18 protein-coding genes and 1 tRNA gene are annotated in these 18,768 nt (G+C 65.8%); 11 read left to right on the top strand and 8 right to left on the bottom strand.

What is annotated here, in order from left to right; all coding sequences use genetic code 11:
• Positions 1-222: 222 nt before the first annotated feature.
• From AC04PT_RS17960 to AC04PT_RS17935, 6 genes are all read left to right on the top strand, one after another.
• Positions 223-957 (top strand): sulfotransferase-like domain-containing protein, encoded by a 735-nt coding sequence (locus AC04PT_RS17960; protein WP_482875158.1) that lies wholly within the window; start codon positions 223-225, stop codon positions 955-957.
• Positions 954-1,904, top strand: coding sequence for an aminotransferase class IV (locus AC04PT_RS17955; protein WP_482875157.1), 951 nt, complete (start codon positions 954-956; stop codon positions 1,902-1,904). The genes AC04PT_RS17960 and AC04PT_RS17955 overlap by 4 nt, the downstream gene beginning before the upstream one ends.
• Before the next feature lie 133 nt (positions 1,905-2,037).
• Positions 2,038-2,412: a hypothetical protein gene (locus AC04PT_RS17950; RefSeq protein WP_482875156.1), complete on the top strand. Its 375-nt coding sequence runs from the start codon at positions 2,038-2,040 to the stop codon at positions 2,410-2,412.
• Positions 2,413-2,451: 39 nt separating this feature from the next.
• Positions 2,452-3,741, top strand: a complete 1,290-nt coding sequence (locus tag AC04PT_RS17945; protein ID WP_482875155.1) for a hypothetical protein — start codon at positions 2,452-2,454, stop codon at positions 3,739-3,741.
• Between the two features lie 22 nt (positions 3,742-3,763).
• Positions 3,764-5,851 carry a LodA/GoxA family CTQ-dependent oxidase gene (locus tag AC04PT_RS17940; RefSeq protein WP_482875154.1) on the top strand — a complete coding sequence of 696 codons (2,088 nt, stop codon included), beginning with the start codon at positions 3,764-3,766 and terminating at the stop codon, positions 5,849-5,851.
• A gap of 5 nt (positions 5,852-5,856) precedes the next feature.
• Complete coding sequence (locus AC04PT_RS17935; protein ID WP_482875153.1) at positions 5,857-6,969, top strand: tryptophan 7-halogenase; 1,113 nt, start codon at positions 5,857-5,859, stop codon at positions 6,967-6,969.
• Positions 6,970-6,972: 3 nt separating this feature from the next.
• Here AC04PT_RS17935 and egtD read toward each other — a convergent pair whose 3' ends face one another.
• A complete protein-coding gene (egtD, locus tag AC04PT_RS17930; protein ID WP_482875152.1) occupies positions 6,973-7,926 on the bottom strand; it encodes an L-histidine N(alpha)-methyltransferase in 954 nt (317 codons plus the stop codon).
• Positions 7,926-9,188: an ergothioneine biosynthesis protein EgtB gene (egtB, locus tag AC04PT_RS17925; RefSeq protein ID WP_482875151.1), complete on the bottom strand. Its 1,263-nt coding sequence runs from the start codon at positions 9,186-9,188 to the stop codon at positions 7,926-7,928. The genes egtD and egtB overlap by 1 nt, the downstream gene beginning before the upstream one ends.
• 274 nt (positions 9,189-9,462) lie before the next feature.
• Here egtB and AC04PT_RS17920 point away from each other — a divergent pair, with 274 nt between their 5' ends.
• The 4 genes from AC04PT_RS17920 to AC04PT_RS17905 are packed head-to-tail and all read left to right on the top strand — an operon-like array spanning position 9,463 to position 13,040.
• Positions 9,463-10,626 carry an acyl-CoA dehydrogenase family protein gene (locus AC04PT_RS17920; RefSeq protein ID WP_482875150.1) on the top strand — a complete coding sequence of 388 codons (1,164 nt, stop codon included), beginning with the start codon at positions 9,463-9,465 and terminating at the stop codon, positions 10,624-10,626.
• Complete coding sequence (locus AC04PT_RS17915; protein ID WP_482875149.1) at positions 10,619-11,338, top strand: PIG-L deacetylase family protein; 720 nt, start codon at positions 10,619-10,621, stop codon at positions 11,336-11,338. The genes AC04PT_RS17920 and AC04PT_RS17915 overlap by 8 nt, the downstream gene beginning before the upstream one ends.
• Positions 11,335-11,916: an SAM-dependent methyltransferase gene (locus tag AC04PT_RS17910; RefSeq protein WP_482875148.1), complete on the top strand. Its 582-nt coding sequence runs from the start codon at positions 11,335-11,337 to the stop codon at positions 11,914-11,916. Before AC04PT_RS17915 ends, AC04PT_RS17910 begins: the two co-directional genes overlap by 4 nt.
• A complete protein-coding gene (locus tag AC04PT_RS17905; protein ID WP_482875147.1) occupies positions 11,913-13,040 on the top strand; it encodes a glycosyltransferase family 2 protein in 1,128 nt (375 codons plus the stop codon). Before AC04PT_RS17910 ends, AC04PT_RS17905 begins: the two co-directional genes overlap by 4 nt.
• 48 nt (positions 13,041-13,088) lie before the next feature.
• On the opposite strand, the gene AC04PT_RS17900 is transcribed toward AC04PT_RS17905, so the two are convergent.
• The 6 genes from AC04PT_RS17900 to leuD form a co-directional block, all read right to left on the bottom strand.
• A tRNA-Pro gene (locus AC04PT_RS17900) sits at positions 13,089-13,165 on the bottom strand.
• A 57-nt stretch (positions 13,166-13,222) separates the two neighbouring features.
• Positions 13,223-14,167, bottom strand: a complete 945-nt coding sequence (locus AC04PT_RS17895; RefSeq protein ID WP_482875146.1) for a DMT family transporter — start codon at positions 14,165-14,167, stop codon at positions 13,223-13,225.
• A gap of 164 nt (positions 14,168-14,331) precedes the next feature.
• The gene (gene leuB / locus AC04PT_RS17890) at positions 14,332-15,438 is read right to left on the bottom strand and encodes a 3-isopropylmalate dehydrogenase (RefSeq protein ID WP_482875145.1); all 1,107 of its coding nucleotides are present in this window, start codon (positions 15,436-15,438) and stop codon (positions 14,332-14,334) included.
• A 156-nt stretch (positions 15,439-15,594) separates the two neighbouring features.
• The gene (locus AC04PT_RS17885; protein ID WP_482875144.1) at positions 15,595-16,590 is read right to left on the bottom strand and encodes an endonuclease/exonuclease/phosphatase family protein; all 996 of its coding nucleotides are present in this window, start codon (positions 16,588-16,590) and stop codon (positions 15,595-15,597) included.
• Between the two features lie 50 nt (positions 16,591-16,640).
• Entirely contained in the window at positions 16,641-17,468 is an 828-nt protein-coding gene (locus AC04PT_RS17880) for a hypothetical protein (RefSeq protein WP_482875143.1), read from the bottom strand.
• Positions 17,469-17,856: 388 nt separating this feature from the next.
• Positions 17,857-18,462 (bottom strand): 3-isopropylmalate dehydratase small subunit, encoded by a 606-nt coding sequence (gene leuD / locus AC04PT_RS17875; RefSeq protein ID WP_482875142.1) that lies wholly within the window; start codon positions 18,460-18,462, stop codon positions 17,857-17,859.
• Between the two features lie 77 nt (positions 18,463-18,539).
• Here leuD and AC04PT_RS17870 point away from each other — a divergent pair, with 77 nt between their 5' ends.
• Positions 18,540-18,752 carry a hypervirulence associated TUDOR domain-containing protein gene (locus AC04PT_RS17870; RefSeq protein ID WP_482875141.1) on the top strand — a complete coding sequence of 71 codons (213 nt, stop codon included), beginning with the start codon at positions 18,540-18,542 and terminating at the stop codon, positions 18,750-18,752.
• Positions 18,753-18,768 lie beyond the last annotated feature (16 nt).

The following is an 18,768-nucleotide window of genomic DNA, read 5'->3' as shown; positions in this document are numbered from 1 at the left end:
CCATTCAGTATCAGCAATCGGACTAATAACGATTTTTTGCCACACAACCCGATTTTCTGAATCGAAACCACGAATAGGGGCTCAACACACTTCTTATCTACTACTTGGTATATATCAATCGTCAATCCCCAGTTGATAGAGTGAAAGCCATTGCGGAGGTCGGTAAACTGGCACACTCTCGCGCCAAAGACCTTATTCACGAACACAGTATGGGAGTCGGACATGAATATCGCCATGTGGTCAGGGCCGCGCAATCTGTCGACGGCGATGATGTATGCATTCGGCGCCAGGTCCGATTGCGATGTCTGGGACGAACCCTTCTATGCGGCTTATCTGGATCGCACCGGGCTGGACCATCCGATGCGGGACGACATCATTGCCGACGGCGAAAGCGATCCCGGAAAGGTCGCCATGCACTGTGCGGGCCCGGCACCGAACGGTGCAGCGCATTTCTATCAGAAGCACATGAGCCAGCACATGGTTCCGGGTGTCCCGCGCGACTGGTTCAGCGCGGTCACGCATGTCTTCCTGATCCGCCATCCTGCCCGCGTGCTGGCCAGCTATGACCGCAAGCGCGAAAGCCCGACGCTGGACGACATCGGCTTTCGCCAGCAGGCCGAGATTTTCGACGAGGTGCGCGCACAAGGCGGTGCTGCTGTCGTGATCGACAGTCACGATATACGCGAGGCCCCCGCGGCAATGCTGCGCGAACTATGCGATGCGATCGGCCTCGCGTTCGACCCGGCGATGTTGCACTGGCCGGCGGGCGGTCACCCCCGCGATGGCGTCTGGGCCGCGCATTGGTATGACGCCGTCCACCGTTCGACGGGTTTCGCCGGGGCCGAGGGCCCGTTGCCGGAACTGTCGGGGGCGCTGCAGACGGTCTGCGACGCCGCCCTGCCGTACTACCGCCATCTGGCAGCACATGCGATCGCCAGCAAGAAAGAGACCACATGACCGAAGCGGAACGAACCACCCATGATGCCGAGGCCGATGCCCGCAACGACGACCTGCTGATCTATGTCGATGGCGATCTGGTGCCCAAGGACGAGGCCAAGGTCTCGGTCTACGACAGCGGCTTCATGCTGGGCGACGGCATGTGGGAGGGGCTGCGGCTTTACGACGGGCAATGGGCCTTCTTCGACGAACACATGGACCGGCTGTTCAATTCGCTGAAGGCGGTGTCGCTCGACCCCGGCCTGACGCCCGAGGACATCCGCGCCATCCTCGACCGCACGGCCAAGGCCAATGGCATGACCGGCGACGCGCACTGCCGGTTGATGATCACCCGGGGGCGCAAGGCCAAGCCGTTCCAGCACCCCTCGCTCAGCCGCTGGGGGCCGACGGTGGTGGCGATCTGCGAACATTCCAAGCCGCGCGCGGCGGTGCAGACCGGCGGCATCCGTCTGGCGAGTGTGCCGCAGGTGCGCGGGCTGCCGCACAGTCAGGATCCGAAATTCAACAGCCACTCCAAGTTGAACTGCGTCATCGCCTGCCTTCAGGCCGAACAGGCCGGCGCGGACGAGGCGCTGATGCTCGATCCCAATGGTTTCGTGAACACCACCAATGCCTGCAACTTCTTCATCGTGCGGCGGGGCGAGGTTTGGACCTCGACCGGCGATTACTGCATGAACGGTGTCACCCGTCAGAAGGTGATCGACCTGTGCCAAGCCAACGGCATCCCGATCTTCGAAAAGAACTTTTCGCTTTATGAGGTCTATGGCGCCGACGAGGCCTTCCTGACCGGCACCTTCGGGGCGCAGACCCCGGTGGCCGAGGTCGACGGCAAGCCGATCCGGGACGGCGCAGGCCCGGTGACCCTGCGGATACGCCAGCTTTACAAGGATCTGGTGTCCCGAAATGTCGCCGAACAGGCTGCGGCGCGTGGCGGGCAAATGGTCTGACGCCACTCATTTCGTAATCGCCATCACAACCTTTTGGCGCACAGGCTTGCGCGACTCGCCCGAACATGACAACCTTTGGGTGAGTTCTTTCGTGTACCTATCCTTTTTTCACCATGAACCGGAGGCCGGTGTCATGACGTCATTGCCCATCCTCAGGCTCGACCGTCGCGGCTTTATGCTCGCCCTGACATCGGCTGCCGCCGCTGCCCTGCTGTCGATGCCGGTGCGGGCCCACCAATCCGGCCTGCGGCTTGAAACCCATCCGGTTGCGGGCGGCACGCTTTTCCGCGTGAGGCCGGGCAATGTCCGTGACATCCGCAGCGTTCAGGTCTTCGCCCTTGGCGAGCGAAAGCCGCTGCTGGCCGAGTTCACACCGAGCGGCGGGCAATTTCAGGGCATGTCCGGCATGGTCACGCCGGGACGCGATCAACACCTTATGGCGCTCGCTCATCTGGCCGACGGCAGGATGGTCCACGCCCGCGCATTCGTTTCGGCCACCACCGGCTGAGACCGCACCACACCGACCGGAACAGACGGGGAGGTCCAGATGAGATTTCGGCCCGGCGGCTTGGCCGCCCTCCTGCTCGCAGGCGCTTTCGGCATGTCCGACGCGCAGGCGCAAGAAGCAGTCGATTGTACCGCGCTGGCGGAATGGTTTCCCCATTCCGAGACCCCGCCGCCGCCCGACACGATGGATTTCACCACGAACTGCGATTTCCACCAGTGGTCCTGGGCGGCTTTCCTCTGGCTGACGCAGGATGACGGCGGCACGCCGCGTTTCCTGAACATGATCCCCGCCGAAGCGGTGGTGTCCGGCAGCAAGGACGCCGCGCCGGATACGCTGGAACTGCGGCCGCGTTCCCGCAAGACCGACCTCGGCACCGCCTTCGACGAGGTCGCGCAGGCCGGGTCCTTCGGCCTGCTGGTCGATCAGAACGGCCGGGCGGTCTATTACTCGATGTACGTCAACGACACCTATTTCGACTTCGTCGTCACCGAGAACAAGTACAACATCCCCGCCAACCTGCTGGCCGCCCCCGCCGATCAGAATTATCCCGTGGGCGCGCTGACGCTCAAGGCCGCGTGGAAGATCGTCGGCGATGGCGAGGATACCTCGACCTACTTCACCACGCCCGCAACCATCCAGCTTCTCAAGATGGACGGCGGCAACGTGACCATAGATCGTGACAAGACCGAGGACGTGACGGTTGCGCTTGTCGGCCTGCATGTGGTGGGCATCGTCAAGGACCACCCGGAAGCGATCTGGGCCACCTTCGAACACCGCCAGAACGCGCCGCAGTTCTCCGAGCCGCAGTTGATCGACGACGTCGTTTCAAGCCAGGACTTCACCTTCTACAAGGGCGGCACCACCGCCGGCGACTGCAACCAGAACAACGCCGGATTTCTTACCCTCACCGACGCCGCCGCGCAAACGCTCGAACCGGTCACTCAGGTCTGCCGGCAATATGCCTTCGGCGGCGGCTCACGCCAGAATGCGGCCAATATCGGCAGCCTCAACACCACCGCGCAGGCCGGGCTGGCCGAAGGCTCGGTGTGGCGCAACTACATGGAGACCGGGGCGATCTGGTTCAACGCCAACAACGGGTTGAAACCCAACATGGCGATGCGCGGCGAGATCCTGACAGGATCGACCACCTTGTCGAACACTGTGATCGAGACTTTCACCCAGAAGGTCGAAACCGAGAACCAGTGCTTCGCCTGCCACCGCACCGACATGGTGTTCCCGCCCAATGCGACCGATCAGCCGTTGCCCGGCAAGAACCTGAACATCAGCCACATCCTGCTGAACGCCTACATCCAGAACCTGGGCGAATGACCGACCGGAGGAGAGATTTGCTATGAAATTCCGCATCCATCCGGCCATCGGCCTCGCCCGCGTCGGCAACAGCAAGGACTACTACATCGAACCGCAGACCATCGCCGGAATGCCGCAGGAAGGCAGCGACCTCAACGGCGGTCTGCCGATCAAGCCCGGCACCGACAATGAGACGATCACCAGCGCCGACATCCGCGATCAGCACGGCGCGCTCAAGCGGCAGGCAGCGCGCTTCACCGTGCACGTCTACGATGACGCCCCGATCGAGACTTGGCCCTCGGGTCAGGGCATTCCGGTGGCGATCGGCGACGCGCTGCCCGACGGGCGCACCGTCACCGACATCATCTGGACGGTGCATCTGGCCAACAAGAAGGCCAACTGCTGGCTGGAGGTCGACGAAGAGGGCATCGACTCCTACGAAAACGGCGCACTGCCGCCCTTGCGCAACCCGGGCTTCGGCAGCTCGGACGACCCTTCGGCCCCCGAGCGGCTGGGCAAGCTGATCATCGACGCCGGTCCTCGTGCCGTGCAGGGGACGGGCGCCAGCACCGAATTCGACACCGCGACCCCGGCCTCCTACTGGAAGGACGACGGTTACGGCGGTGGCGCGATCACCGAGATCCCCGACTATCCCAAGCAGTTCCCGAACACGACCGTTTTCCCTGACCTGCACCTGCCCTCGGGTGAGGCGATCTCCACGCTCGGCGGATTGCGCACCGACGACAAGGGGCGGCTCGAGGTGCTGGGCGGCCACGGTCTGGCCAACGGCTTCGGCCCCGACGCCGTGCCGCTCATGCATGACGTCAACAACGACGGCTGGCTCGACGATACCGCCGACGGCCCGGTGACGGCGGTGCTGGTGCTGGACGACGGTGCGCAGATCCCGCTTGAGGGCAGCGCCTGGGCGGTGGCCACCGATCCCGCCTATGCGCCGCAGACGCTGAACGTGGTCTCATTGTGGGACGACGTCTACAACACCTGGCTGGAGCAGTTGAACCTCAACCCCGCGATCTTCGGCGACGGCAGCTACAACCCCGATTATCAGCCGGATTTCTACACCGACGTCTTCCCGGTGTTCCGCGCCGCCTCGCTTCAGATGTGGAACACCAATCTGCCCGACAGCGCCATTGCCGCGCATGACAGCGTCGACAACATCACGCCCGAGGACGACCCTGCCTCGCGGCTCTATGTCAAGGCGCTGATCCGCGATCCGAACGAAGACCAGTTCGACATCGGTGCGCCGCTGATGCCGCTGTCACTGGGCGATGCGGGCAAGCCATTCCTGACCCTGTCGAAGACGCAGTACTTCTTCGTCACCCAGTGGTTCGATGGCAAGTTCACGGCCGCGCCAGCCGTCACCCCCGGCGCCGGTGAACAGCTTGACCGCACGGTTCTGGCCAACTGCCTGGGCGGGCGTTTCAGCCCCGGCATCGACCTGACCTTCATCGTGCGCGACACCGAGCTTTACAATCCCGACTGGCTCAATCCGGCGATCGGCCCGTTCCGCATCAAGCAGGCACCGTTGGATTACGGCACGGTGGAGGCGGGCCAACCCTTCCTTGGTATCGGCTACGTCCCCACCCGCCCCGGCCAGCCCGGCGTCGAGCCGGGCGACATCTGCAAGTTCATGGCGATCCCCTGGCACACCGACTACAACTCGTGCGCCACCCACCTGCCCGAGCCTAACCCCGGCGCCGATATCGAGACCCGCGACAATCCGCATGTGTTTCAGGCCGGGGTGAACACCTCGCTGTTCTGGTCATGGCCGGCGCAGCGGCCGGTGGCGGTCTATACCTTCGACGACTTTGCCGCCAATCCCGGCAAACTGCCGAAACAAAGATTCTCGGTCCGGGGCGAAGGCACCAAGGCCAAGCCTTCGCCGGAAGGCCCCGGCCCCTTCCCTGCGCAGAACGTCGGGCGTTTCCAGAAGCGCGAAAACATGCTGGATCACTGGCAGAAGATCGGCGTGATCATGCAGGGCCCGGCCATCGAGGGCTATGACGCGTCGTACCCCAAGGCCTATTACCTCGAGGTGATGAGCCAGTTCGAGGATGACGCGGATCCGGTGATCCCCTGGCCCAACACCATCGCCGACAATCCGTCGGGCTGACCCCCGTGGCGACATCGGTCCCCGACTGTGATGTTGCGGTGCTGGGCGGCGGTCCCGCCGGTGCCGCCTGTGCCATCGCGCTGGCGGGGCTGGGGGTCGGCCGCGTGACGATCTGCGAGGCCGAGAAGACGCGCCCGGAACGGCTGGGCGAGACCATCCCGCCCGACACCCGCGCGCTGCTGGACCGGCTCGGCGTATTGCAGGCATTTCTGGCCGAGGGTCACGCCCCCTGCCACGGCAGTTGCTCCAGCTGGGGCAGCGACCGGCTGGGCCACAACGATTTCCTGCTCAGCCCCTACGGCCACGGCTGGCACCTCGACCGCCAGCGCTTCGAGCAGTTTCTGCTGGATCAGGCCCTCGCGCGGGGCGTGTCCCTCCGCGCGGGCGATCGTCTGTGCGGCGCACGGCGGGGGGCCGTCGGTCATCGTCTGGACTTCGGCAGGGGCCGGGAGCTGCAGGCCCGGCTGGTGGTCGACGCCACCGGCAGCGCAGGCATCTTCGCCCGGCTACAGGGCGCACGTCGACAAAGCGCCGAGGCCCTGCATTGCGTTTCCGCACGCTACCCAGTGCGCAGGCCGGACCTGTCGCGCCTGACGTGGCTCGAGGCGGTGTCGGACGGCTGGTGGTATGCTGCGCGCCTGCCTGACGAGAGCCTTCTGGTGATGTTCGCCTCCGACGCAGACCTGATGCGCGGACGGGGGATGACGGATCCTGCCCGGTTCCGGTCGGCTATGCGGGAAACCCGTCACATCCACCGTCTGCCGGACGCCTCCGCGATGGAGGTCGCCCCCCGGGCCTGGGCCGCGCCGTCCTTCCTGCTGGACCGCTGCTCAGGCGCAAACTGGATCGCCTTGGGCGATGCCGCGTCCTGCTATGATCCGATCACATCACAGGGGCTGTACAAGGCGATGGCAAACGGGCTGAGCGCCGCGCCCGCCATCGCCAAGACCCTGCGCGGCGACGTCACGGCGCTGGACGGCTGGTCGGGCACCGTCCGCCGCGACTTCGACACCTATCTTGCGATGCGACGCCATCTCTATCGGCAAGAGCGCCGCTGGCCGGAGGCTCCGTTCTGGCGCCGGCGGCAAGCGCCCGCTCCGCGCGCTGCCGCCGGCTGAGGATCAGGCCCCGGGTGTGAGGATCGCGACCGCGAAGCGTTCCTGTGCATCACACAGCAACGCGTCCACGGCCCAACCCGCCGGCTGCACCAACCGCGCCAGCGAGGCCCGCGTATACTTGCGCGAGGCGCTGACGTGGATCGGCTCGCCTTGCGCAAAGTCGAAGGTCTGGCCGTCCAGCGTCACCCTCTGCGACCGGTTGGCCACAAGCTGCATGTCGATCCGCGCGGCCTCGGTGTTCCAGAGCGCCCGGTAGTCGAAACCGCCGAGGTCAAAGTCCGCACCCGCCTCGCGATTGAGCCGGACGAGGATATTGCCGATGAAATCCGCGGTGACACCGAGGGAATCGTCATAGGCCGCAACCAGTTCGCCCCGGTCCTTCACCAGATCGACCCCGAGGATGAAAGCCTCCACACCCGGCCAGCGGCGGGCATTCTTCAGCAGGGCAAGCGCCATCTCGGGCGGCAGGTTGCCGATGGTCGAACCGGGGAAGAACCCGACCTTCGCGGCGCCGGCCAGCGACTCGGGCAAACCGACCTGCGTTGTGAAATCCGCCACCACCGGTGCAATCTCGATCTCGGGGTAGCGGCGCCGCAGGTCCAGCGCGGTTTCGGCCAGATATTCCGCCGAGATGTCGATGGGCACATAGGCCCGGAAGTGACCGCCTTCGTCCAAAAGCGTCCGGGTCTTGACCGAGGCGCCCGATCCGAATTCCACCAAGGCGCCGCCGCGGGGCACCACGCCCGCCAGACGCGCCGCGTTGTCCCGCAGGATCCCGGCCTCTGTCCGGGTCAGGTAATATTCCGGCAGCGCGGTGATTTCCTCGAATAAGGCGCTGCCGCGCTGATCGTAAAGCCATTTCGGGCTCAGGGTCTTCTGCGGCTGGCGCAGCCCCTGCAGGGCGTCCCGAAGCAGCGCCGATGTGCCGGGCGCGAGGTCCTTGACTGATCCGTCCATCAGTTCACCCCCCGCGCCAGCCGCAGGCCCATCATCTGCCAGCGCTGGTGCGGGTAGAAGAACGTCCGGTAAGTCGGCCGCATCTGCTGGCGCGGCGTGACGCAAGAGCCTCCGCGCAGCACCCGCTGATTGACCATGAACTTGCCATTGTATTCGCCCAGCGCCCCTTCGGGCGCACGGAAGCCGGGATAGGGCGCAAAGTCCGAAGCGGTCCATTCCCAGACGTCGCCCCACACCCCGGCACCGGGCATCGGGCGCAACATGCCGATGTCGTCACCATCGCCCATCAGGTTGCCCGCGATCGCCACGTCGCGGAAGGCCACCTCGTGCTCGGCCTCGGTGGGCAGGCGTGCACCGGCCCAGCGGGCATAGGCATCGGCCTCGTAATAGCTGACGTGCACCACCGGCGCGTCCAGCGCCACCGGTTGCGGGCCGCGCAGGGTGAAGGTCCACCACTCGTCGTCCTGTTGCCACCAGTACAGCGGATGGCTCCAGTCCTCGCCCTGCGCCACCGCAAGACCTTCCATCAGCCAGTGGCGCGCGTCCGAATAGCCGCCGTCCTCCATGAAGGCGATCCAGTCGCGGTTGGTGACCGGGCGGACGGCGATCTCGTAAGGCTCCAGCCAGACCTTGTGGCGGGGTCCCTCGCAGTCATAGGCAAAGCCGTCGCCATCGTGGCCGATCTCCACCAGACCACCATCGTGGCGGGTCCAGCTCAGCGGGGTCTCCGACGTCACCTCAAGCGGTGTGGGCTCCTTGTAGACCGGCAGCAGCGGGTTGAAACTGAGCCCGTGCAGCAGATCCGTCACCAGAAGTTCCTGATGCTGCATCTCGTGGTGGCAGCCCAGTTCCACCAGCGCGGCAATATCATCGGCATCGTCACGGCGCTGCGCCAGAAGCGAGGCCAGGCTGTCTTCGACATGGGCGCGGTAGGCCCGCACCGCATCGCCGCCGGGGCGCGAAACCAGACCGCGCTTGTTGCGCGCGTGGCGCGGACCGGCCTGCGTGTAGTACGAATTGAACAGAAAGGCGAAGCGGTCGTCAGGCGACACATAGTCGGGCAGGCGCTTCTTCAGGATGAATTCCTCGAAGAACCACGTGGTATGCGCCAGATGCCATTTCGCGGGCGAGGCATCCTCCATGCTTTGCAGCATCGTGTCTTCGGGACTGAGCGGCGCCGCCAGCGCGTCGGTCCGCGCGCGGGTCCGGGTAAACAGGTCCATCGCTTCGTTCGGCGTCAAAGTCGCTAACGCTGCAGGCATGAAATCGTCCTTCACTCGGAATGATCACGGCAATCGTTCGCAAGGACATAGAGGCCGGAGCGTCAGTTCAACCCAAGGTCGCTTAATTTGCCAAGGTCGTGACGGTGTGTGGCTGCCCCCGGTGTCACCGCATTTTGCGCATTATGGGAACAACCACGCCGCCATTTTGTTCGACCCACAGGCCATGGGTGTTTTCGACACGGTCCATGGCCATTCGAGCAAACGCCCCCGGCTGGCCGTGGTCCGGGCGAACAGACACACAGGAACGCGCCCGTTGAAACATCAGACCCCTTCAGGACATGACGCCGATTTCCGCCTTCGCGTGGTGTCTGACACGTCGGCCGCACGGCTGTCGCCCAGCCTCCTCTGGGCGCTGTCCGAAAACGCGCTGTCCGAGGATCGCGGAGATCAGGATATCGGCGCTTCGGTCGAGGTCATGCGCGGCCATGGCCTGCTGAAGAGTGCCTTGCCTGTCACGCTGGGCGGTCGCGGTTTCGGCACGGGCGGCGAGGCGGCGGTCGGCTCGGTCCGCCTTCTGATGCAGATCGCACAGGTCAACCTGTCGGCGGCGCGGCTCTATGAGGGGCACGTGAACGCGGTCCAGCTTGTCGACCGGCTGGCACGGGACGATCTTCGGCACGCCATGGCAAAGGCCGTCTGTGACGGTGCCCTGCTGGGCGTCTGGGGGGCCGACGGTGCCGCGCCGGTAAAGCTGGTTTCCGACGATGGCAGCCTGCGGGGCGAGAAGCGCTATGCCTCGGGGCTGGGTGTCGTGTCGCGGGCTGTTGTAACGGTCGATTCCGGGCCTGACGTGATGCTGTGCCTTGCCGACACATCGGATCCCGCGCGTCAGGACGATGCCCGCTGGTCGATGCAGGGCATGCGCGCCAGCGCCTCGGGAACCTACGATTTCGACGACCTGCCGCGCGATGCCTTCACGTTGTTCGGCGCGCCCGGCGATTATCTTGCAGAACCCGGTTTCGTCACCGGCGTCTGGCGGATCGCCGCGCTTCAGCTTGGCGGCACCTTCGGGCTGCTCGAGGCGACCCGCAAGCGCCTGTCGGGATTACAGAGGCTGGAGGCAGAGCCGCAAATCGCGCGCCTGACGGGCATCCTGCAACGCGCCATTGCGGCCATCGGACTGGTCGAACGCGCGGCCGAGGTTGCCGAAGGCACAGAGGGCCGCGACGATCCCGACCGCTCCGTCGCACTGTCGATCTTCGCTCGGCTCGAAACCGAAGCGATCGGCCAGTCGGCCATCTCGGCGGCGGAACGCTGCGTCGGTCTGGAGCACTTCGACGACATGAGCGAAACCGGCCGCATTTCCCGCGACCTCGCCACCTACATGCGTCAAATCTCCCGCGATGCATTCCAGCAGCGCGCCGGGCGGATCGCCCTTCTCGGGTCCGCCCCCCTGCTGGACCTCTGGCATGGCTGAGGTGATGACGCGCACGGCCAGCGTACCTATCCGTTCCCTTGACCAACTCACCGGCGGCCGGCCAATCCTCGTCCTCGCGCCGCACCCCGACGACGAAAGCCTCGGTTGCGGCGGCCTTCTGGCCGCCTGTTTCGACACCGTCGGCGCGCATGTGGTCTGCGTCACCGATGGGCGGCGGTCTCATCCCGGTTCGCGGGCGTGGCCGGGCGACCGGCTTGCCGCCCTGCGCCAACGCGAATTGGAGCAGGCAGTGCAGACGCTGGGCGGATCGATCAAGGATCTCACCTGCCTCCATCATCGCGATTGTCAGGCCCCGGTTTCGGGTCTGGCACACGATCACGCTGCCGACGTGATCCTGTCGCTGTGCAGGACCCTCAGGATCGGCACCCTTTTCGCGCCGGCTGCCGAAGACCCGCACAAGGATCATCTCGCGGTGGCGCGCCTTGCGCGGACCGTGCGCGACACGCTGCCGGGCCTGCGGCTGTTCGACTATTCGGTCTGGGCCCGCTGGCACCGCCACTGGGACGATGTCGGCGGCCTGGTCCAGTTCGACACCTTGCCGTGGCAGAGCCGCAAGTCCGCCGCCATCGCCGCCCACCGCAGCCAATGCGGCGCGGTCATCACCGATGATCCCGACGGCTTCGCCATGCCACCCGGTTTCGCCCGGTTCTTCGCCACCAGCCCCGAGCTCTATCGCGAGGTCCGGCGATGAGCGCCGTGGACATGGCCCACCTTCGCGGCCTTTACGCAACCACCGACGATCCGTGGAACTTCCGAACCAGCCGGTACGAGCAGGACAGGTTCGCCGCGACGCTGGCCGCGCGGCGCCGCGACCGGTACGCCGGGATCCTCGAGATCGGCTGCGGCAACGGCGAACTTGCCCGCCGGCTGGGCGCCATCTGCGACCACTATGCCGGTCTGGACGCCGTCGACCGGGCCATCGAAGAGGCCCGCGAGGCCTTGCCCGGGGGCGCGTTCACCTGCGCGTACTTTCCCTGCGCGTTGCCGGACGGGGCGTTTGATTTGATCGTGGTGTCCGAGTTTCTCTATTACCTCGACCCCGCTGGCATCGCCGACCTCGCCGGTCAGATCGGGGCGCGATGGCCGCAGGCCGAGATCCTGTCTGTCAACTACCTCGGGCCCACGGGACACGCGCTGCAAGGCGACCCCGCTGCCAACCTCTTCGCGTCGGCCCTGGCCGCCACGCATACCCTGGACACGCCTGAGCGCAGACCGCGTTTCCGCATCGACCGGCTGGTTCCGACGCAGCAGAGCGACGGCCGGCGATGAGTGTTCGCAGCCTGCAACCGTTAAGCGACATCTGTGCCCGCCTGCCGATACCCTGCGACCTGGTACAGGTCAGAACCGCCGGGCGCCCGATCGCACATCAAGCCACCGCCGTGGTGATCCCGGCGATGAACGAGGCACGGCGCATTGCATCCTGCCTTGACTCGCTGGCCGACAGCGCCGGGCTGGCCTTCGCCGTGGTCGTCGCGAACGATTGCACCGACGGCACCGTCGATGTTGCGTGCCGCGCCGCCACGGCCGTGGGCCTGCCGCTCTGCGTGCTTCAGATCGATTTTGCCGGGCGGGGCAATGCCGGTCTGGCCCGTCGCATCGGAATGGCGGCAGCCTGCGTGCTGAACCCCGAGGTCGCGCATCTGCTGACCACCGACGCGGATTGCACCGTCTGCCGCCACTGGGCCAAGAACAGCATCGCGCATCTGGCCCGCGCCGATGCGGTCTGCGGCCATGTCATCGCGCACCCGCAGGAAGTGACTCGCCTGCCCGGCCCTTGCGTCGACCGGCGCGCCGCCGAACGCGCCTACGGCCTGCTGACGCGCGAGTTCGAAAGCATGCTCGGCCCGGACCCGCTCAACCCCTGGCCGCATCATGGGCAGGCCCCTGGCGCCAGCCTCGGCTTCACCCGCGCCGGGTACGACGCGATCGGCGGCTTCGCCAACATCGACTGCGGCGAGGACCGCGACATCATCCAGCGCCTGCGCATAGCCCGACGGCCCGTGATCTATGCGCGGGATGTGGCCGTGGTGGCCTCTTGCCGGCTGACCGGACGGGCGCGCGGCGGCATGGCGGACACGATCACCCGCTACATCGCCGATCCCGACAGCCTCGCCGATGAAAGCCTGATGCCGACCGCGGACCTTATCAAACGCGCCATCCGTGCCCTGCGCGCCGGTCGACCGTTCCGGCTGATCTCTCCGGTGCCGCGTAGGCTCCGGCTCAGGCCCGCGCAACTGCCCGCCGAGGCCGCGCGACTCGAACAGGTCAATGCCAGTCTGCGTGTCACGCCGGTCCACGCCCGCGCGGCGGCATTGTCGTATCTGGTGGACAGCCTCGGCCCGATCCGGGTGTCGCCGGACGAGTTGCACCCGGCGCAATACGCAGCGGAGTAAGAGGCTGCTAGAACGACAAAGGGTCCCGCATGGGGACCCTTGATCAATTGGTCGGAGTGAGAGGATTCGAACCTCCGGCCCCTGCCTCCCGAAGACAGTGCTCTACCAGGCTGAGCTACACTCCGACCGTGTCGGGCGGATTACATCGGCGTTTCCCGCTTGGCAAGGGGATTGTCACGAAATCAGTGCTCTTTCCAGCGCCGCAGGATCGCCGAGGTGCGCAGGCTGCCCGGGCTGAACCCGCGCGAGCGGTTGCGCAGCACCGGGGTGTTGGACGATTTGCCGCCGCGGCTTTCGCGATAGACGATGTAGAGCCCCGACAAGATGATCAGTCCGGCGCCGTAAAGCGTCGGCCGGTCGAGGCTTTCTCCGAACAGCAGGAAACCGAAGACGGTGGCCCAAAGGATTTGCGAATACTGCATGGGCGCCACGATGGCCGCCTCGCCAAAGCGGTACGCAGCGATGATGCACATGCTGGCGGTAAACCCGAGCAGAGCGATGATGCCGAGGGCTCCGAGGTCCATCACCGGCATCGCCACGTAGAAGGCGGGCAGCGCCGCGCCCATCAGCACGAAGGTCCCCACCAGCGGATAGAGCAGCAGCACCACCGGGCGCTCCTCCTGCCCGATCTTCCGCACCACGATCGACGACATCGCGTTGCAGGCGGCCGAACCCAGGGCCGCGAGGTGGCCGAGGCTCAGCTCTTCTCCGCCGGGGCGCAGCACGACGATCACGCCGGCGAGGCCCACGATCACCGCCCCCCAGCGGTGCGGGCCGACGCTTTCGCCCAGCATGGGGATGGCCAGCACGGTGATCAGCAGCGGTGCGGCGAAGAGCAAGGTATAGGTCTGCGCCAGCGGCAGCACCGAGAAGGCGTAGAACGCCATCAGCCCGGCACCAAGCGCCGTCAGCACCCGCACCAGCACCCACCATGGATGCACCGGGCGCAGGTTGTCACGCGTGGGATCGGTGATCAGCACGAAGGTCAGCAGCGGAAAGCTGAACAGCCCGGCGAAGAAGATGATCTGCACCGGCGAATAGCTGCCGCCGAGGTATTTCACCACGACGTCGTGTACCGAAAACATGGCAAAGCCCAGCAGGGCGTACAGAAGGCCTTTGATGTTCATGGAGTCTCGCAGGGATTGCCGCCCCTCGGGACGATTGCGTATGCCGACCCTTAGGTCGAGACCCCCGCGAAAATCAAGTCCTCCGCCGTTCTAGCGGCCATGCGTCCAGTGCAGACCTGTGAACAGCGGAGGCGGGGATGGGGGCCGAGCCCCCATCCCACTGATCACAGCGAGGCGTCGAGCTTGGCGAGGATCGCGTCACCGGCCTCGGAGGTCGACACTGGGGCCGCGCCCTCGGCCTGCAGCAGATCGGCGGTGCGCACGCCGTCCGCCAGCACGTCCTCGACGGCTTTCTCCAGCCGGTCGGCTTCGGTGCCTTGATCGAAGCTGTAACGCAGCGCCATCGCGAACGACAGGATGCAGGCGATCGGGTTGGCCTTGCCCTGCCCTGCGATGTCGGGGGCGGAGCCGTGCACCGGCTCGTAAAGCGCCTTCGGCCGGCCATTTGCCATCGGCGCACCCAGCGAGGCCGAGGGCAGCATGCCGAGCGAGCCGGTCAACATGGCAGCGAGGTCCGACAGCAGGTCGCCGAACAGGTTGTCGGTCACGATCACGTCGAACTGCTTGGGCCAGCGGGTTAGTTGCATTGCGCCAGCGTCCGCATACATGTGCGACAGCTCGACATCGGAGTACTCCGCCTGATGCACCTCGGTCACCACGTCGCGCCACAGCACGCCCGATTCCATCACGTTGGCCTTCTCCATCGAGCAGACCTTGTTGCCCCGCTTGCGGGCCAGCTCGAACGCCGAGCGGGCAACACGGGCAATCTCCGACTCGGTGTAGCGCTGGGTGTTGATGCCGACGCGCTCGTTGCCTTCCTTGTGGATGCCGCGCGGCTCGCCGAAGTAGACGCCCGAGGTCAGTTCGCGCACGATCATGATGTCGAGGCCCGAGACCACGTCGGTCTTCAGCGACGAGAAGTCCGCCAGCGCGTCGAAGCACTGCGCCGGGCGCAGGTTGGCATAAAGGTCCATCTCCTTGCGCAGGCGCAGAAGGCCCCGTTCGGGCTTCAGCGAAAAGTCGAGGTTGTCATACTGCGGTCCACCCACGGCGCCCAACAGGACGGCATCGACCTCCTGCGCCTTCGCCATGGTGTCGTCATGCAGCGGCACCCCGTGCTTGTCATAGGCGCAGCCGCCAACGAGGTCTTCGCTGACCTCGAATTTCAGCCCACGCTTGTCGCCGTACCAGTCGATGATCCGGCGCACCTGCTCCATCACTTCGGGGCCGATGCCGTCGCCGGGCAGGATCAGGAGGGAGGGCGTGCTCATTGGGGCGGTTCCTTTGTCAATCAGGGTTCCGGCAAGGCCCTAGCCAAAGGCTGCCTTGGGGTCAAGAATATGCGGTCGGGTGACCCCGCGCACGATCGGTTGCGCGCGTCATTACAGGGCAAAAACCTTGGGACATCGTCCGCCGGACGGCAGTTCTCACCGCGCGGGCGGCCAGTCTAGATCGACCCAGACGATAGCATGCCGCGAGGCTTCGGCGGCAACGCTTCCCGGCGCCGGCCAGAGCGTGCCGCTGTCCAGCACCGGCAACGTGGATGAAGGCAGCACGTAGTCCACCCGCAGGTTGCCGGGCACCGGATCGTCCCAGTCGGCGGTGTCCGTCGCCGGATCGCCGGTCTGTCCGGCGTTGGCCGCTTGGGCTGCGGCCGCATCCGTCGGGCGCGTGTCCTGCACCCTCGGGTCGTTCAGCAGGGCGCGGATCGCCTCGTGCCGCCCCTCGCCGTCCGCCGGGTCGAGGTTGGCATTCCCAAGCAGCACGAATTCCTCCGGCACCGGCCCATGCGCCCCGTCCAGCACTAACCGCCACAGCGCCACCTCGTCGTGATTGCGCCGCCCGTTGCGGTCCTCGGGACCGTCGAAGACCGGCGGCGTCGCCGAGAAAGCCATCAACGTCAAGCCGGCCTCGGGCAGCAGCACCGGCACGATCCAGTGCCCGGTGCTGGACAGGCGAAAGACGTCCCGTGCGGCGGCCGGCACCTCTGCTCCGTCGATCAGGCTGCCCGGCATGTCGCGCCACAGCAGGCCCGAGAGGTCGCGTGCCCCGCTTTCATCAAGGGGAAATCGCGACAGTAGCGCGTTGCCCCCCTGCCCGGTGAACCAGCCAAAGCCCAGCGCGTCCTCCGGCTCCATCAGGCGTCCGTCGCCATCGAGGTCGTGACCCGAGTCGCGTCCCGCGTTCTGCGGCGGCGCAAACAGGTGGGGATACTCCGGCCCCGTCTCGGCGATCCGGTCACGCAGCGCCGTCAGCGTGGACAGGCCGGCGTCATGATCCAGATCGGTCAGCAACAGGATATCGGGCCGTACTTCTGCCAGCACCGCGGCCACGGCGGCAATCTGCGGATCCTCGCCTCTGAGGATGTCGCGCAACAGCAGCCCCGGTCCCTTGCGGCTGAGTTCCACGTGCCACGTGGCCACCCGCAAAGGCTCGGCCGTGGCCGGCAGCGCAAACGTCAGACACAGAAGGATCAGCCAGCGTGCTGGGCGCGGGCATAAGCGCGGCGGCGCTTTTCCTCGATCAGATCGGCGACCCGGTTCATGGCGATACCGCGCATGATCATGCTGGCGGGAATGAAGGCCCATGCGACCATCGTCCATACAAAGCTCTGCGAGTCAAACAGGGTGAAACTGTCGAACAGCCCCGAGGCGATCCGGATGAACGCCGGGATCAGAAACGGCAGCACGACCCCGGCCGCGATGTTGAGATAGCCGTCCCGGCGCAGCCGCGGCAGCACGTCGCCGCCGGTGGTCGGATCGAACAGCGGCAGGTTGGTCCAGACGTTGAAGGCGCCGTTGCGCGACGGCCAGTCATAGATGTGGATCAGCAGGCAGAAGGTGCCCAGCGCCGTCAGCGACAGCGCATAGACCAGCGCCGCGGCGTCACGTGCGCGTTCGATCATCGCAAGACTGGAGTCCGGCGGCAGGCCCAGCACGAAGATGCGGACCGGCGAATACGGCAGGTCCAGAAGTTCGCCCATGGCCGAGGCGCCGCGCGCCACGATGCCGCCCAGCAATCCCGACTGGCCTCCGGGCGCAGCCAGGAACGTGAGGCAGACGACCATCAGCACCAGCATGACAAAGCGCATGCGGTTGAACGGCGGTGCCTGCCGGAACTCGACGAAGCTGGGATAGGAGGATGCGTATTCCACGAACACGAACAGCGCGGCCAACAGCGCGATCAGCACCGAGATCTGTGCCCCGTCAACGCCGGTTGTCCCGAGCATCAGCGCAGGCAGAACCACGACGCAAAACGCCAGTAAAGCTCTGATTGCCGCACCGATCATGCGTGAAAACACCGCCCGTCCCCCTTAGTCCGGCCGGGCGCGGTACGATGCCGTGCCCTTGTATCTGTCTGGTCCCGCGTGAGTGCCGCGGCCTGCCTCATTGTTGCCCAAATGTTGCCCCTTTTTGGCCAATGCCTCAACCTGCCTTTAAGGTTAACGCAACGTTTGCGGCAATTTCGTGGGAGGGGTGGTGCCGGATTGCATCATTGACAAGACGAGAAAATGTCAATGAAAACAGAACCCCCAAGATGTTGGGGATGCGGGCTCGGCCACTACTAGAGACCGTAACATACTGCAGATGCGGCGCTTAGCGCCGGATCGCCTCACGGTGGCGTCGCAGGGGGCCAGGCGGGGCGGAACGCCACGGCGCGGGGTCACCGCGCCGTAATCATGCCCGGAATCAGACCCAGGGGCGGGCCTGTGCGGCCTCGGCCTCGTACGCGTCGATCGCCGCCGCCTTGTCCAGCGTCAAGCCGATGTCATCCAGCCCGTTCAGCAGGCAGTGCTTCTTGAAGGCATCGACCTCGAAGGTGATCTCGCCGCCGTCGGGGCCCTGGATGGTCTGGCTTTCCAAATCGACGGTGATGACTGCGTTCGATCCGCGCTCGGCATCGTCCATCAGCTTGTCGACCTCTTCCTGCGGCAGCACGATCGGCAGGATGCCGTTCTTGAAGCAGTTGTTGTAGAAGATGTCGGCGAAGCTGGTGGAGATCACGCAGCGGATGCCGAAGTCGAGCAGCGCCCAGGGCGCATGTTCGCGCGACGAGCCGCAGCCAAAGTTGTCGCCAGCCACGAGGATCTGCGCATCGCGGTACTGCGGCTTGTTCAGCACGAAGTCGGGGTTCTCGTTGCCCTGCCGGTCATAGCGCATCTCGTCGAAGAGGTTCACGCCCAGGCCAGAGCGCTTGATGGTCTTCAGAAAGACCTTCGGGATGATCATGTCGGTGTCGATGTTGACCAGCGGCATGGGGGCCGCGGTGCCGGTCAGCTTGGTGAATTTTTCCATATCGGGGTCCTTTCGGAGGATCGCGGAACTGTGGCGCAGGGGCCGGCGTTGACCGCGGGTAATCAGGAGATCAGAGCATGTCGTACCAGACGGGCACGAAGGTTGAATGGGACTGGGGCAATGGCACCGGGACCGGCAAGGTCGTCAAGAAATACACGCAGAAGATCACGTTGACGCTGCAAGGCAACGAAGTGACCCGTGACGCCTCCGACGACGAACCGGCCTACCGGATCGAGCAGGACGACGGCGACGAGGTGCTGAAGTCCGAAAGCGAACTTCGCAAGGCCTGATCGCCGTATCCCGGTC

It is taken from the genome of Litorisediminivivens sp. KMU-197 (assembly GCF_056858395.1).
This window is presented reverse-complemented; position numbering and strand designations above follow the sequence as displayed.